Genomic DNA, 15,157 nt, shown 5'->3' on the forward strand with positions numbered 1-15,157 from the left:
AAAGGGGCCCGACCAGCCGGAACTGGTCGGGGTGTGGCTCATTCGAAAGACTGGCGCTTCGCGGCATGCTCGCGCAGCAGCTCCGGTGGCCGGAAACGCTCGCCGAAACGGCCCGCCAGCTCATCCGCACGCTCGGTGAACGCCTGCAGCCCGTACTGGTTGATGTACTGCAGGGCGCCACCGCTCCAGGCGGCAAAGCCGATGCCGAAGATGGAGCCTATGTTGGCGTCACGCACCTCCATCAGCACGTTCTCCTCAAGACAGCGCACCGTCTCGATGGCCTGGATGAACAGCAGCCGCTCCTTGAGCAGGGTCAGGTCCGCGTTGCGGGCCTTGTCCTGATCCACGTAGAGGGCTTCCAGCTCCGGCCAGAGGTATTTCCTGCCGTTTTCCGGGTATTCGTAGAAGCCAGCGCCGGCGGCCTTGCCCTTGCGACCGTGCTGGTCAACCATGGCATCGATCACCGCCTCGGCCGGATGTGGGTCCCAGGTGCCGCCTGCCGCTTCGGTATCCTTCTTCGACTGGTCCCTGATGTGCTGGGTCAGCGTCAGGCTCACCTCGTCACAGATGGCCAGTGGCCCCACGGGCATGCCGGCAAGCAGGCCAGCGTTCTCAACGGAGGCGGGGTGGAAGCCCTCTGAGAGCAGGGTGATGCCCTCGTTCACGAAGGTGCCGAACACCCGCGACGTGAAGAAGCCCCGGCTGTCGTTGACCACGATGGGCGTCTTGTTGATCTGCATGACGTAGTCGAAGGCCCTGGCCAGGGTCTCGTCGTCGGTCTGCTCACCCTTGATGATCTCGACCAGGGGCATCTTGTCCACGGGGGAGAAGAAGTGCAGGCCGATGAACTTCTGCGCGTTGGCGGAGGCCCTGGCGAGCTGGGTGATGGGAATGGTGGAGGTGTTGGAGGCGAAAATGCCGCCCTCGGCCAGGTGTGGTTCCGCTTCCTGGGTGACCTTTGCCTTCAGGTCGCTGTCCTCGAACACCGCTTCGATGATCAGGTCGCAGCCGGCCAGGTCGTCGGCATTTTCAGTGGCCTTGATCCGATCGAGCACCTTCTGTTTGCCCGCCTCGTCCAGCTGGCCACGCGAGACCTTCTTGGCGAGGAGCTTGTCCGAGTAGGCCTTGCCCTTCTCGGCGTTCTCGCTGGAGACATCCTTCAGAACCACCTCAATGCCCCGGTTGGCACTGACGTAGGCGATGCCCGCGCCCATCATGCCGGCACCGAGAATGCCCACCTTCTTGACCTTCGATTTTTCCGGCGCATCCGGCCGGCTGCCGCCCGCCTTGATGGCGTTCAGGCCGAACCAGAAGGTCTGGATCATGTTCTTGGCAATCGGGCTGCAGGTGATCTCGGTGAAATACCGGGCCTCAATGCGATCAGCAGTGTCCACGTCCACGCTGGCGCCTTCCACGGCCGCCGACATGATGCGCTCCGGGGCCGGATAGCAGCCCTTGGTCTTTTCCTTGAGCATGGCCGGGGCGATGGCCAGGCGCTGGGCCATGGCCGGGTGGCTGGGGCCGCCGCCGGGGATTTTGAAGCCTTTCTGGTCCCAGGGCTGCTTGCTCTCCGGGTTGGCCTTGATCCACTCGCGCGCTTTCTGAAGCAACTCTTCCTTCGAGGACGCCAGCTCGTCGACCATGCTTTCTTTCAGCGCCGTCTGTGGGTCGATCTGCTTGCCTTCCATCAGGTAGGGGAACGCCTTCTCCAACCCAATCAGGCGGGGCAGGCGGACACAGGCGCCACCGCCGGGCAGCAGCCCCAGGGTGACTTCCGGAAGGCCGATCCTGATGCCCGGGTCATCGAGAACAATGCGCCGGTGGCTTGCCAGGCAGAGCTCGTAGCCGCCGCCCAGGGCGGTGCCGTTCATCGCCGCGACCACGGGCTTGCCCAGGGTCTCAAGCTTGCGCATCTGGGCCTTGAGCGAAAGGATGGTATTAAAGAATTCCTCCGCGGTGTCGTTGGTGACCTGGATCAGTTCATTCAGGTCGCCGCCGGCGAAGAAGGTGTCCTTGGCGGAGGTGATGATAATGCCGTTGATCTTCTCCGAGTCGCCTTCGACCTTCTGGACGGTCGCGGTGAGCGCCTCGCGGAAGTCGGAATTCATGGTGTTGGCGGACTGCCCCGGCATGTCGATGGTCAGGGTCAGGATGCCGTCATTGTCGATGTCGTACTGGATTGCCGTCATGGTGTTATTCCTGCCCTTCAAACCCGTTCAATAATGGTGGCGATGCCCATGCCGCCGCCGACGCAGAGCGTGGCGAGGCCGAAGCGCTGGTCCCGGCGCTCAAGCTCGTCGAGCAGGGTGCCGAGGATCATGGCGCCGGTGGCTCCGAGCGGGTGGCCCATGGCAATGGCGCCGCCATTCACGTTGACTTTCTCGTCCGGGACATTGAGTTCGCGCTGGAAACGCATCACCACAGCCGCGAACGCCTCGTTCACCTCGAAAAGGTCGATCTGGTCCGGTGTCATCCCGGCCTTTTCAAGCGCCTTGCGCGAGGCCGGAGCCGGGCCGGTGAGCATGATGGTGGGGTCGGTGCTGGTCACCGCGGTGGAGATGATCTTCGCCCTCGGTTTCAGGCCAAGCTGCTTACCCCGGGCTTCACTGCCGATCAGCATGGCGGTGGCGCCATCGACGATGCCGGAAGAGTTGCCGGGGGTATGCACGTGGTTGATCTTCTCCACGTAGTGGTATTTCTCGCGGGCCACGCCATCGAAGCCCATCTCACCCATCTGCTGGAAGGAGGGCTTCAGCTGGCCCAGTGCCTCGGCAGTCGTGCCGGGGCGCACGTGCTGGTCCCGATCCAGGATAACCAGGCCGTTCCTGTCACGAACCGGTACCACGGACTTGCTGAAGTACCCTTTCTCCCAGGCCTCTGCGGCTTTGCGCTGGGATTCGGCTGCAAAATCGTCCACATCCCGCCGGGAGAAGCCTTCAATCGTCGCGATCAGGTCCGCACCGATGCCCTGGGGCATGAAGCCTGTGTGCAGGTTGGTTTCCGGGTCCGTAGCCCAGGCGCCGCCGTCCGAGCCCATGGGCACGCGGGACATGGACTCGACGCCACCGGCGACGACCAGATCCTCAAACCCCGACCGCACCTTCATCGCCGCCAGATTCACGGCTTCGAGCCCCGAGGCGCAGAAGCGATTAAGCTGCACCCCGGCGACGCGTTCGTCCCAATCCACCGCCAGCGCAGCGGTCTTGGCAATGTCCGCTCCCTGTTCACCGATGGGGGTCACGCAGCCCATGACAATGTCATCAACCAGGCTGGTATCCAGGTCGGTTCGCTGCTGCAGGGCCGTCAGGGTCTGGCCGAGCAGGGTGACCGGCTTGACCTCGTGCAGGGCACCATCGGCCTTGCCCCGGCCGCGCGGTGTGCGCACGGCATCGAAAATGTAGGCTTCTTCCGTCATTTCAGAGTCTCTGTGCTGTTGGGGTTTGATTCAGCTGTAAACCAGGAGGGTGATAGGTGGGGAGTGCTTGGAGGGAAGCTCGGTGGCCATGGATGGCCACCGCGCAGCCTACACGGATGTACTTGTGGCGATTCCCGGAAAGCACTCCCCACCTATCACCCAGCAATCCGCTGTCATGCTTGTGTCAAAGTCCAAAGGCACGATAGCGGCACCCCGCCCATGGGTTAATGGCGCCACCCATCAAAACCATTGGCGGATGCGCTCACGTCTGCTGTGAAGCTTCATCACCGCTACTGCGCAGGAACCAGTGTTTCAGGGCCTCCCGCAGGCGCTGGTAGTGTTCCGGTGTCAGGCCGTCAGCCGCATCCAGCTCGCACCAGGTGGCCAGCAGACTGTCCAGCTCATCCTCCTGGGATTCCAGGCTCTGTTCGCTCTTCATCCCTTCATTGAGCCGGCTGACCTGCAGGGCCATGCGCTGGGCCTGGTCCTCCGGCGGCGTGGCGGCGCCGGATACGATCTCGACACGGATGCACAGGGCGCGGGCCTGGCTGGGCGTGTCCGACTCCTGGGTTGCCTGTTCCAGCGGCATCGGGGGGTGACGGAAGCTTTCAGGACCAGGTGTTTCACCCGATTGGTGCTGGTCAAGGGCGGCAAGCCACTGCTGGTAACGCTGGGCCCGCAGGGCGCTCATCTGCTGCTGCTGGACGCCGTCCATGGCCTTGTTGAACCGGTCGGCCAGGGCGCCGGCGCGGTCGCGGGGCAGTTCCAGTGCCCGGAAAGCTTTACGGAAAGCCTCCAGTTCAGCCGGCTCGACCTCCGTGGGATCAATGTCCTGGAGCTGACGGATCAGGCTTTCAGCTTCCTCGGCGGCCGCATTGAAGGCTTCCTCACGGGCCTCCCGCTGCTCGCTGAGCCGCGCGAAGATCTGGTCACAGGCCGCGCGGAACGCCTTCCAGAGACGGCGGTCTTCCTGCTGGTGGGTGATGCCGATGGCTTCCCACTCCTTCTGCAGCGCCTTGGCACCTTCCGTCGCCTCGCGCAGGGGGTCGTGTTCGATCAGGGCTTCGGCCCGCTCCACGACATCGCGCTTGAGGGCATCATTGCGTTCACGTTCGGCCTCAAGGCCTGCGTTCAGGGCCTTGATCAACCGGTCAAACTGTTTCTGGAGCGGGCGGTTGGCGCGGTAATCCACTGGCTTGGCGTCGCTCCACTCACGCCGCGCGGTGCGCTGGATGCGGTCGACGGCCTTGTAGTCACAGCCGGCCCAGTCAAGGTTATCCACGAATTCCTGGAGCTGCCCTACAATGTACTGGCGTTTCTCAAGGTTCGCTTCCTTGAGGCGTTTCTTCTCATTGAAGTACTGGTGGCACGGCTCGTAGGCGCGGTCCGTGGCGTCCTTGAAGCGCTGCCACAGCTGCTGGTCGGGTGTGCCGCCCAGGTCATACCACTGCTGCTGCAGATCCTGGATGTGTTCCGCCTTGGCTTCGGGTTCCATGGGCTGGTCGGCCAGGTATTCCATCTGCTCGCACAGCGATTCCAGCTTGGGCCGGGCGGCAAAACCGAGCCAGTCCCGCAGCTCCTGGAGCTGACGGCCGAGCCGGGTGATGCGGGCCTGGTGCTGGCGGGCTTCCTTTTCCGGCAGCTGGTCCTGAAGCTTCTGGGCCTCCCGGAAGTGCTCCCTGGAGGGCTTGAGCTGTTGCTGTTCCAGGCTCTGTTCCAGGGCGTCCAGGGTGCGGCCGAGCTCACCGGTGTCCACCCTGGGTGCTTCCTGCTGTGGTTCACTGCTGGACCGGGTTTGCCCATCCCGGTGTTTGCGCGCCCGGGCCAGCGCCGGCGGCGCAGGGAAGCCTTCGGGCCAGTTGACGGCAGCCAGGGTGGCCTCGATTGTCTCGGTGTCCTTTTCCTGCAGGGCCTGCTCCAGCTGCGCTTCGTGCTGCTGCCAGGCACTGAGTGCCTGATAGTAGGCTTCCAGTTGCGCCATCAGGCGCTCAAAGCGCGTTTTCAGCTCGGCGTCGGGCGTCCGGTTGGCGGTGGCCTGCTCCCAGCGGTTGCGCTGGGTCTTGATCATGGCGTCCAGTGAGGAAAGGCTGGCTCCTTCTTCGGGCCATGCCGAGGCAAGCTGCTCAGCCGTGGCCGCCAGGGTCTCCACCGCACCCTGCTGCTCCTGCGCCTGTTCCTGTTCGGCCCGGGCCTGGGCTTCCTCGTCGGCGATGGCCTGTGCCCGCTCCCGGCATCGGGCGAGGCTGGCTTCGTAGCGTTGTGTCTGGGCACTTTCGGTTGTGCCGCTGATACTGCCCCAGCGGCTGACGAGGGCGTCGAGCCGGGCCTGGTAGAGCTTGGTATCCTGGGTGGTGGCCAGTTCCTCGATGTCCTGGAGGATCCGTTCTATGTCAGCCTGGCGCGCTTCTTCGGCCTCGGCCTGCTCACGCTGTTCCCGCAGTTTGCGGCGTGCGGCCTGGAAGGCGCCCTTGTCCCGGCCCTTGAGGGCGCGGCTGATGCGCTCCAGCGCCTCGGTGTCCTGGATGCGACCAATGGCTTCACGGCGGATGGCGGCGGTTTCACCCTGGGTCGCCAGTGTTTCGAGCTCGCCGGTGGTGGTGGCTTTGGCTACGATATCGGGGTCCGGGGCCGGGCGTTCCGGTGTCGCCGTGCTGGCCTGTGGCTCCGATTGTGCGGCGGCGCTTGTGGGTTGCCTGGGTTTGAAGAACTGTTTCAGAAAGCCGGCCATGATGAGTGTCCTTTGTGCCGAAAAAGCCCACCCGGCAGGCCGGGCGGGTGATTGGAATCAGGTCGTTAAAATTAGCACACAGAAATGGCGTCAGCCTATCGGCGGCGGGTGGTGATATGAGTGATGACAGGCAGTACCTCAGGGAGCGGGCGATGAAGCTTCTGGCGCGGCGGGAACACAGCCGGCTGGAGCTCTGGCGCAAGCTGGAGAGGGCAGCGGAGAATGGGGAGCTGCTGGCGGAGGTTCTGGATGAGCTGGCCGGTGAGGGATGGCAGAGCGACGAACGGTTTGCGGAGTCCTTCAGCCGGCAGCGGATCGAGACGGGTTACGGGCCACTGCGGATCCGCTCCGAGCTGGAGCAGAGAGGTGTCAGCGGGGACAGCCAGGCGCTGACGGCCCTGGCGGAGGATGACTGGGTGAGTATGGCGCAGCAACAGCGCCAGAAGCGTTTCGGGCCCGAGGCGCCGGCGGACTGGAAGGAGAAGGGGCGACAGGGGCGTTTCCTGGCGCAGAGGGGGTACAGCCGCTCGCACATCGAGAAGGCGCTGGCCATGACACCGGATGACGGACTGCCCCCGGACTGAGACCGCTAGAGGAGGGGGGAGGCGCGGCGCAGCTCCCGGCGCTGGTCGCCGGATGCCGTCTGCTCCCTGGTTTTCCGGGGCCGGGAGGGCTGATCCCCGGGCTCCTCCAGAGGGGATTCCACGCCGTTTTCGGTTACCGCCATGGTGGTGTCCTCATCCGGGAACATCCACTTCAGGACGTCGTAGTAGCGGCGGATGTTCTGGGTGTAGAGCACGGGTTCATAGCCGCGGGCGTAGCCGTAGCGTGTCTGGGTGTAGTACTTGCGCTGGGCCAGCAGCGGCAGGTATTCCTTGACGTCCAGCCAGCGGTCGGGGTTGCTGCCGTCCCTGCGGGCCAGGCGGCGGGCGTCCTGGAGGTGGCCGTAACCGACGTTGTAGGCGGCCAGCGCGAACCAGGTCCTGTCCGGCTCGGTGATGTTGTCGGGGATGCGGTTGTGCAGGCGCCGGAAGAAACGGGCGCCGCCCCAGATGGAGGCCTCCGGGTCCAGCCGGTTCTTGACGCCAATCAGGGCCGCCGTATCCAGGGTCAGCATCATCAGGCCTCGCACGCCGGTGGGCGAGACCGCCCGCGGTTCCCAGTGGGATTCCTGATACCCGATGGCGGCCAGAAGGCGCCAGTCCAGGTCATGGGCGCTAGCGGCTTCTTCGAAGGTCTTGCGGTAGTCCGGCAGCCGGTTTTCCAGGTGGGTGGTAAAGGTCTTCGCGCCGACGTAATCCAGGCGGTCCAGGTGGCCGAAGAATCGTTCCTCAAGCTGGGCCTGTGTGCCGTTGGCGCGGATCTCCCGGAAATAGTCGCGGGCTGCCTGCATGAGGGAGCCATCGCCTTCCGGGGGCAACAGCCATCCCACCGGGCGGGGGCTGCTCAGTGCCAGGCCGTCCCTCACACTGGAAAAGAAAACCTGGTTGTTTTCCAGTTCACGGCTGTTGATCACGATGGCATCCAGTTCACCCTTGTTGACCCGGTGAAGGAGCTCAGTGGGATCCTGGTTGCTTTCCGACTGCCAGGCCAGCTCCGGCAGGGTCCCGCGGATCCGTTCCAGCTGCTGCTCGGCGGCGCTGCCGGCGCGCACCGCGACATCCATGCCGATCAGATCCGACGGTGCCTGGGGACGATCGACCTCCGCGTTGTAGACAACGACCGGCCGGCTCCGGTCGTAGACCGGTCCATGGCGGTAACGACGGCGGAGTTCCGGGGTCAGCGCCAGGCCCGAGGCAGCCAGGTGGGTGTGGTGTTCGTCCAGGCGCTGATAGAGTTCGGGAAAGTCATCCACCACCTCCACGCGCAGTTCCACGCCCAGCGAATCGGCGAAACGCCGAACCAGTTCGTATTCAAACCCCGAGGGTTCGCCGTTCTCCTCGTAATAGACCGTGGAGGCGGGATGCATCACCACATGGAGGACGCCCTCCTGGTTGATGCGGTCCAGCGTGGTGGGCTGGGAGCAGGCCGTGAGCACCAGCGCCAGGATGGCCGGTGCCGCCAGACGTACTGCCAGACCGGGTGTGAGCCCCGGGCGCTTGGGTTTACTGCTGCGCATTGTTCCGTCCGGCAAAGATGGAAACATACTCTATTCTACGTTAAAAAACGGACATGGTTTGATGGCCCTGTCACAACCGATCATCCGTGATTTGCCCCTGTATCCTGTCTTTCGATTTGAGTATGATACGCGCTCCTCAGAACCTACCTGAATCCCGGCCCATCAACGAGGCTCATAGACCCATGCTGGAACTTCGCGGCGCTCCGGCCCTTTCCGCCTTTCGCAGAGAACGGCTGATGCAGCGGGTGCAGGCGACCTGCCCCGCCATCGAGTCACTCTACGCTGAATTCATGCACTTTGTGGACCTGGAAGCCGAGCTCGACAGCAGTGGCCTGGATGTCCTCAACCGTCTGCTGACCTACGGGCCCAGGGCCCAGGTAGAGGCAGTGGACGGGGTGCTTTTCCTGGTGGTGCCGCGGCCCGGCACGATTTCGCCATGGTCCAGCAAGGCCACGGACATCGTGCACAACTGCGGTCTGACGAAGGTCCGCCGGGTTGAGCGCGGCATTGCCTTTTACCTGCGCGCCGACCGCAAGCTGGAACTGGCTGAACGCGAGTCGCTGGCGGCGCTGCTTCACGACCGTATGACCGAAAGGGTCTTCCATGAAATGGCCGGCGCGGAGCTGCTGTTCGACGAGGAGGCGCCCAAGCCGCTGGAGGCCGTGCCGGTGCAGGCGGAAGGCCGTGCCGCGCTGGCGGAGGCCAATGAACGCCTCGGGCTGGCTCTGGCGGAGGATGAGATCGATTACCTGGCTGAGTCTTTCGCCGGCCTGGAGCGTGATCCCACGGACGTGGAACTGATGATGTTCGCCCAGGCGAACTCGGAGCACTGCCGCCACAAGATCTTCAATGCCTCCTGGTCCATTGACGGCGTGGAGCAGGATCGCTCGCTGTTCGACATGATCCGCAATACCCACGAGGTGGGTGGCAATGGGGTACTGTCCGCCTATCGGGACAATGCGGCGGTGATTGAGGGCGCTCAGGGTCAGCGGTTCTATCCGGATCCTTCCTCCCAGCGGTACCGCTATCACAGTGAACCGATCCACATCCTGGCCAAGGTTGAGACCCACAACCATCCCACGGCCATCTCGCCGCATCCGGGCGCGGCCACGGGGTCTGGTGGTGAGATCCGGGACGAGGGCGCGACCGGCCTGGGAGGCAAGCCCAAGGCGGGGCTGACCGGCTTCACCACCTCGAACCTTCAGATTCCCGGTTTCGAGCAGCCATGGGAAGACAGTCCCGGCCGGCCCGGGCGCATGGCTTCGCCGCTGTCGATCATGCTGGACGGTCCCGTTGGGGGCGCGGCCTTCAACAATGAGTTCGGCCGCCCGAACCTGACCGGGTATTTCCGCACCTTTGAACAGAAGGTGCCGGGTGTGAACGGGGTGGAGTACCGCGGCTATCACAAGCCCATCATGATCGCCGGCGGTCTCGGCAACATCCGCGAGGACCATGTCCACAAGGATGCGATTCCGACCGGGTCACGGCTGATCGTGATGGGTGGCCCGTCCATGCTGATCGGGCTCGGTGGCGGTGCCGCTTCCTCCATGGATTCCGGGGCCAGTGCGGAAGACCTGGACTTTGCATCCGTCCAGCGTGAGAACCCTGAGATGCAGCGCCGCTGCCAGGAAGTGATTGACCGCTGCTGGCAGATGGGCGAGGGCAATCCCATCGCGTTCATCCATGACGTGGGCGCCGGTGGGCTCTCCAATGCCCTGCCTGAGCTGGTGAAGGACGGCGGCTGCGGCGGCCGGTTCGAGCTGCGTGAAGTGCCCAATGCGGAACCCGGCATGTCGCCACTGGAGATCTGGTGCAACGAGGCCCAGGAGCGGTATGTGCTGGCCGTGGCGGCAGACGATCTGGATCGGTTCGATGCCATCTGCCGTCGGGAACGCTGCCCCTACGCGGTGGTCGGCGATGCCGTGGAAGAGCCGCATCTGGCTGTCCATGATGCCTATTTCGACAACAATGCCGTGGACCTGCCCATGCAGGTGCTGTTCGGCAAGCCGCCGCGCATGCACCGTGACGTGAAGCGGGCCAGCTTCACCAAGCCGGTGTTCAACAGTGAAGCGCTGAACCCGGACGAGGCTATTGACCGGGTGCTACGGATTCCCGCTGTGGCGTCCAAGAGTTTCCTGATCACCATTGGTGACCGTTCCATTACCGGCCAGGTGGCCCGTGACCAGATGGTCGGGCGCTGGCAGGTGCCGGTGGCAGACGTGGCGGTGACTGCCAGCAGTTTCGAGGGCTACACCGGTGAGGCCATGGCCATGGGCGAGCGGCCGCCGGTGGCCTGCATCAACGCGCCGGCTTCCGGGCGCCTGGCGGTGGGCGAGACCCTGACCAACCTGGCGGCCGCGCCCATCGGGGATATTACCCGGATCAGCCTGTCCGCCAACTGGATGGCTCCCGCAGGTCACCCCGGCGAGGATGAGAACCTTTACGAGACGGCGCGCGCCGTCGGCATGGATCTGTGCCCGAAGCTGGGAATCACGATCCCCGTGGGCAAGGATTCGCTTTCCATGAAGACGGTCTGGTCACAGGAGGGCGAATCGCGCAGCGTCACCTCGCCCCTGTCCCTGGTGACCACGGGCTTTGCGCCGGTGGATGACGTCCGTAGAACGCTGACGCCGGAGCTGCGGACCGACCAGGGCCCTACCGAACTCATCATGATCGATCTGGGTGAGGGCCGGAACCGGCTGGGCGGCTCGGCCCTGGCGCAGGCCTATGGCGCCATGGGCGCGGTGGCGCCGGACGTGGAGAAGCCGGAACAGCTGCGGGGCTTCTTCGAGACGATCCAGTCCCTGAACCGCCGTGGGCTGCTGCTGGCTTACCATGACCGCTCTGATGGTGGCCTGTTCACTACGCTATGCGAGATGGCCTTTGCCGGCCGCACTGGTCTCCGGATCACGCTGGATTCACTGCTGGAAGACAGCAGCCATCTGGTGCGCGAGCTGTTCAACGAGGAGCTCGGCGCGGTGATCCAGGTGGCGCGCGACAATGTGAGTGCGGTACTGGCGGCCATGGAGGAAGCCGGGCTTTCCAGCCATATCGCCATGATCGGGGCCCCGGCTTCGGACCAGAGGCTGAGCTTCAGTTTCCAGGGCGAAGCGCTTATTGACCGTGGCCGCGCGGAACTGGCGCAGAAATGGGCCGAGACCAGCTATCGCATGCAGGCGATCCGGGACAACAGTGCCTGTGCCGATGAGGAGTTCGAGACACTGGCGGATGATGCCGATCCCGGCCTCCATGTCGATCTCAGCTTTGATCCCGGCGAGGACATCACCGCGCCGCTGGTGAACACCGGGGCGCGGCCTTCCGTGGCCGTGCTGCGGGAGCAGGGCGTCAATGGCCAGGTGGAGATGGCGGCGGCCTTCGACCGGGCCGGGTTCAATACGGTGGATGTGCACATGAGCGACATCCTCTCCGGCCGGATGACCCTGGACGAGTTCCACGTGATGGTGGCCTGCGGCGGCTTCTCCTTCGGTGATGTGCTCGGGGCCGGCGGCGGCTGGGCCAAGTCCATCCTGTTCAATCAGCGTGCCCGGGCCCAGTTCCAGGCGTTCTTCGAGCGCGGGGATACGCTCTCGCTGGGGGTCTGTAATGGCTGCCAGATGCTGGCGGAGCTGCGGGAGCTGATTCCCGGAACCGAGCACTGGCCGCGTTTTGTGCGCAACCGCTCGGAACAGTTTGAGGCGCGCACCGTTATGGTGGAAGTGCCGGAATCCCGCTCCGCCTTTTTCCAGGGCATGGCGGGCTCACGGCTGCCCATTGCGGTGGCCCACGGCGAGGGCATGGCCGAGTTCCGCAACGGCTCGGATCTGCAGGGGCTCCGGGAAGGCAGCCAGGTGGCTCTGCGGTACGCTGACCATTACGGGCGCCCGACGGAACACTATCCGCATAACCCCAACGGCTCTCCGGAAGGGGTTACCGGGCTCTGTTCCGAAGATGGTCGGACGACCATCATGATGCCCCATCCGGAACGGGTATTCCGCTCGGTTCAGTGCAGCTGGCATCCGGATGACTGGGGTGAGGATGGCGCCTGGCTCAGATTGTTCCGGAATGCCCGTAAATGGGTCGGTTAAGGTCTTGACACAGCATCGTTATTCACATTGGGGTATCAGTTCAGGCGGGTTTGGATAGCAAGCTGAATTGAACTGCCGAATAAATACTCAAAGTTTGTAACTATCTGAAATTAAAGAAGTATCGAGTTTCGGTGAAAATCTCATCAATGAGAGGCTGAGCCCGTCACTGAGCGGTTTCAGAGGCTGTTCCCATAAATTGTTCACAGAGTTTTCCACAGATTCTGTGGTTAACTTTCAGGGCTCTCGGGAGGCACGTATGTACAAGATCTGTTTCTTCGTTCCGGAGGGTTATCTGGAGCAGACCAAGACCGCGGTCTTTGCCGCTGGCGGTGGTCGGATCGGGAACTATGACAGCTGCTGCTGGCAGACGAAGGGGCAGGGGCAGTTCCGTCCCATGGATGGCAGCCAGCCGTTTCTCGGTCATCAGGGGCAGATTGAGACGGTTCCTGAGTATCGGGTTGAGCTGGTCTGCGAGGAGGACCTGATCCGTGCCGTCATCAGGGCCATGAAGGCCGGGCACCCCTACGAGGAGCCGGCCTACGAGGTCTATCGGATGGAGGACTTCTGAGCGCTCAGCCGTTGCGCTCGAGGCGTCTCCGGATGTCATCCACCACCACGCCGTATTGGGCATCCGCGGCGTTGCGGTCCCGGAAGTAGCGGTTCAGGCTCTCGGTGACAGTGGGGAAGGCGAGCTCTTCCCACGGAATCTCGCTTTCCCGGAAGAGGGCTGTTTCCAGTGATTCCGCGCCGGCTCCGAACTGGCCATCGATCAGGCGGGCACGGAAGTACATGTGCACCTGGTCGATGTGCGGCACGTTGAGGACGGTGTAGAGGCCGTCCAGTTCCACGCGGGCCTCGGCCTCCTCGAGGGTTTCACGGATCGCGGCTTCCGTGGTGGTCTCGCCGTTCTCCATGAATCCCGCCGGTAGCGTCCAGAACCCATAGCGGGGCTCGATCGCGCGCCGGCACAGCAGGATCCGGTCTTCCCAGACCGGAATCGTCCCCGCCACGATCCGTGGGTTGATATAGTGAATCGTGCCGCAGTTGTGGCACACGTGGCGCTCCCGGTCATCACCTTCGGGAATCCGGAACTCCACGTTTGCCCCGCAGCTGCTGCAGTACTGCATGCCCGTCTCCTGGCCATCCTCTGTTTCCGACCCTTTTCGGCGGGCCGGCGCCACTGGTTGATTCGGCGGCCATTGCGGCCACCCGTATTATCTCATAATGTCGAATACGATCGGGAACTCGGGGTCACACCTTTGAAACAGGATCTTCTGCAACGGTTCAGCCAGTATCGACCCAGGGCGCTGCCGCTGGCCTATCCGCGCGCCAGTGTGCTGGTTCCCATTACGAACGCGCGGGATCCGGAGATTGTTCTGACGCGCCGGGCCGCCCGCAATGGACCCCACAGCGGTCAGGTCGCGTTTCCCGGCGGCATGGCCAGTGAGGCGGATGCAGGGCCTGAAGCCACAGCGCTGCGTGAAACCCATGAAGAGGTGGGGTTGCCTCCCGAACGGGTGGAGCTGCTGGGCGAACTGAGCCAGGTGGTCTCCCGTCACGGTATTCTGGTGACGCCCTATGTGGGGCTCGTTCCGGAAACCTATCCCTATTGCGCCGAACCGGGAGAGGTGGAAACCGTTTTCCAGGTGCCCGTGCGGTGGCTTCTGGATGACCGTCGCAGCCGCACGGATGAGATCAGTTTCCACGACTGGCGCCTGTACGTGCCGTGTTACCGCTGGCAGGAGCATGACATCTGGGGTCTGTCCGCCATCATTCTGGTGGAATGCCTGAACATGGCCTTTGATGCCGCCATTGATATAACAAAGCCACCACGCGAGGGGTGAGAATGATCTACGAACTGGAAGACCGCCGGCCTGAAATCCGCGGCGACGGTCACTTTATCGCCGACAACGCCACCATTATTGGCTCTGTTCTGCTTGAGGCCCGCAGCAGCGTCTGGTTCAACGCCGTTATCCGCGGCGACAATGACCTGATGACCATCGGCGAGGACAGTAATGTGCAGGATGGGGCCGTGCTCCATACTGATCCATCCCTGCCGCTCACGCTGGGTCGTGGCGTTACGGTGGGCCACCAGGCCATGCTTCACGGCTGTGACGTGGGGGATTACAGCCTGATCGGTATCAATGCGGTGGTCCTGAACCGGGCGCGCATTGGCAGGTACTGCCTGATCGGAGCGAATACGCTGATCCCGGAAGGTATGGAGGTGCCGGATGGTTCCATGGTTGTGGGCTCGCCCGGCGTCATCAAGCGCACCCTGAGTGACGAGCACAAGGCCATGCTGGAATACAGCGCGGCGCATTACGTGGAGAATGCGGAGCGCTATCGAACCGCGCTGAAGGCGGCATTCGGGGCCGGCGATCAGGGCTGAAGAAAGCCCTTGTTACACCTGGATACGTGGAAACCGAAACACTGTGCCAGGGGAGCTTTAAAACGTGTTGACGCTCACGGCGCAGGGTGTAGAATACGCATCTCTTTCGGGGCAACGGCCCACAGCGGCGGCGCTTTCGGGCGCAGATGAGTTGTTCCGGGGATTGACAAAATTCTGAAATGCTTTAGAATTTTGTTTTTCCAATCAGGGGCTTAACGCCTTCTGAGGTTCTTTAACAATGGGGTCAGGTTATTTGTGTGGGCGCTGGCTGTGGTGGTCGGTGCGATCATCAAAGTCAGTGCTCGTTGATTCGAGTGCGGTCTTTGAGCTTGTATAACGATGGTTCGCCATCGGAATGATTTAAACTGAAGAGTTTGATCATGGCTCAGATTGAACGCTGGCGGCAGGCCTAACACATGCA

At 63.4% G+C, this 15,157-nt stretch carries 10 protein-coding genes; 5 read left to right on the top strand and 5 right to left on the bottom strand.

All coding sequences use genetic code 11. The annotated features are described in order from the left end of the window. Positions 1 to 38: 38 nt before the first annotated feature. The 3 genes from CK501_RS11255 to CK501_RS11265 all read right to left on the bottom strand — a co-directional run bounded on the left by CK501_RS11255 (position 39) and on the right by CK501_RS11265 (position 6,143). Positions 39 to 2,189 carry a 3-hydroxyacyl-CoA dehydrogenase NAD-binding domain-containing protein gene (locus CK501_RS11255; protein ID WP_095617823.1) on the bottom strand — a complete coding sequence of 717 codons (2,151 nt, stop codon included), beginning with the start codon at positions 2,187 to 2,189 and terminating at the stop codon, positions 39 to 41. Positions 2,190 to 2,206: 17 nt separating this feature from the next. Next, the gene (locus CK501_RS11260; RefSeq protein WP_095617824.1) at positions 2,207 to 3,415 is read right to left on the bottom strand and encodes an acetyl-CoA C-acetyltransferase; all 1,209 of its coding nucleotides are present in this window, start codon (positions 3,413 to 3,415) and stop codon (positions 2,207 to 2,209) included. 262 nt (positions 3,416 to 3,677) lie between these two features. Beyond that, positions 3,678 to 6,143: a DUF349 domain-containing protein gene (locus CK501_RS11265; protein ID WP_095617825.1), complete on the bottom strand. Its 2,466-nt coding sequence runs from the start codon at positions 6,141 to 6,143 to the stop codon at positions 3,678 to 3,680. A gap of 116 nt (positions 6,144 to 6,259) precedes the next feature. Between CK501_RS11265 and CK501_RS11270 the strand changes: the two genes are divergently transcribed. Continuing rightward, entirely contained in the window at positions 6,260 to 6,727 is a 468-nt protein-coding gene (locus CK501_RS11270) for a regulatory protein RecX (protein WP_095617826.1), read from the top strand. A 5-nt stretch (positions 6,728 to 6,732) separates the two neighbouring features. On the opposite strand, the gene mltF is transcribed toward CK501_RS11270, so the two are convergent. After that, entirely contained in the window at positions 6,733 to 8,262 is a 1,530-nt protein-coding gene (gene mltF / locus CK501_RS11275) for a membrane-bound lytic murein transglycosylase MltF (protein ID WP_158223103.1), read from the bottom strand. 182 nt (positions 8,263 to 8,444) lie between these two features. Between mltF and purL the strand changes: the two genes are divergently transcribed. Both purL and CK501_RS11285 read left to right on the top strand, forming a co-directional pair. Next, positions 8,445 to 12,347: a phosphoribosylformylglycinamidine synthase gene (gene purL, locus CK501_RS11280; protein WP_095617828.1), complete on the top strand. Its 3,903-nt coding sequence runs from the start codon at positions 8,445 to 8,447 to the stop codon at positions 12,345 to 12,347. A 256-nt stretch (positions 12,348 to 12,603) separates the two neighbouring features. Beyond that, on the top strand, positions 12,604 to 12,915 hold the full coding sequence (locus CK501_RS11285; protein ID WP_095617829.1) for a Nif3-like dinuclear metal center hexameric protein: 312 nt from the start codon (positions 12,604 to 12,606) through the stop codon (positions 12,913 to 12,915). Positions 12,916 to 12,919: 4 nt separating this feature from the next. Here CK501_RS11285 and CK501_RS11290 read toward each other — a convergent pair whose 3' ends face one another. Continuing rightward, positions 12,920 to 13,474: an NUDIX hydrolase gene (locus tag CK501_RS11290; protein WP_095617830.1), complete on the bottom strand. Its 555-nt coding sequence runs from the start codon at positions 13,472 to 13,474 to the stop codon at positions 12,920 to 12,922. 132 nt (positions 13,475 to 13,606) lie between these two features. Here CK501_RS11290 and CK501_RS11295 point away from each other — a divergent pair, with 132 nt between their 5' ends. Together CK501_RS11295 and CK501_RS11300 are read left to right on the top strand one after the other, a co-directional pair. Further along, the gene (locus tag CK501_RS11295) at positions 13,607 to 14,191 is read left to right on the top strand and encodes a CoA pyrophosphatase (protein ID WP_095617831.1); all 585 of its coding nucleotides are present in this window, start codon (positions 13,607 to 13,609) and stop codon (positions 14,189 to 14,191) included. 2 nt (positions 14,192 to 14,193) lie between these two features. Next, entirely contained in the window at positions 14,194 to 14,736 is a 543-nt protein-coding gene (locus CK501_RS11300; RefSeq protein WP_095617832.1) for a gamma carbonic anhydrase family protein, read from the top strand. The last annotated feature ends 421 nt before the right edge of the window (positions 14,737 to 15,157 follow it).

The sequence above is a fragment of the Halovibrio salipaludis genome (assembly GCF_002286965.1).
Taxonomy (GTDB): Bacteria; Pseudomonadota; Gammaproteobacteria; order Pseudomonadales; family Oleiphilaceae; genus Halospina; species Halospina salipaludis.

What these genes read in the sequence shown, in the direction of transcription:
- CK501_RS11255 (WP_095617823.1), bottom strand. Translation starts at nt 2,189, where the DNA reads ATGACGGCAATCCAGTACGACATCGACAATGACGGCATCCTGACCCTG.
- CK501_RS11260 (WP_095617824.1), bottom strand. Translation starts at nt 3,415, where the DNA reads ATGACGGAAGAAGCCTACATTTTCGATGCCGTGCGCACACCGCGCGGC.
- CK501_RS11265 (WP_095617825.1), bottom strand. Translation starts at nt 6,143, where the DNA reads ATGGCCGGCTTTCTGAAACAGTTCTTCAAACCCAGGCAACCCACAAGC.
- CK501_RS11270 (WP_095617826.1), top strand. Translation starts at nt 6,260, where the DNA reads ATGAGTGATGACAGGCAGTACCTCAGGGAGCGGGCGATGAAGCTTCTG.
- mltF (WP_158223103.1), bottom strand. Translation starts at nt 8,262, where the DNA reads ATGCGCAGCAGTAAACCCAAGCGCCCGGGGCTCACACCCGGTCTGGCA.
- purL (WP_095617828.1), top strand. Translation starts at nt 8,445, where the DNA reads ATGCTGGAACTTCGCGGCGCTCCGGCCCTTTCCGCCTTTCGCAGAGAA.
- CK501_RS11285 (WP_095617829.1), top strand. Translation starts at nt 12,604, where the DNA reads ATGTACAAGATCTGTTTCTTCGTTCCGGAGGGTTATCTGGAGCAGACC.
- CK501_RS11290 (WP_095617830.1), bottom strand. Translation starts at nt 13,474, where the DNA reads ATGCAGTACTGCAGCAGCTGCGGGGCAAACGTGGAGTTCCGGATTCCC.
- CK501_RS11300 (WP_095617832.1), top strand. Translation starts at nt 14,194, where the DNA reads ATGATCTACGAACTGGAAGACCGCCGGCCTGAAATCCGCGGCGACGGT.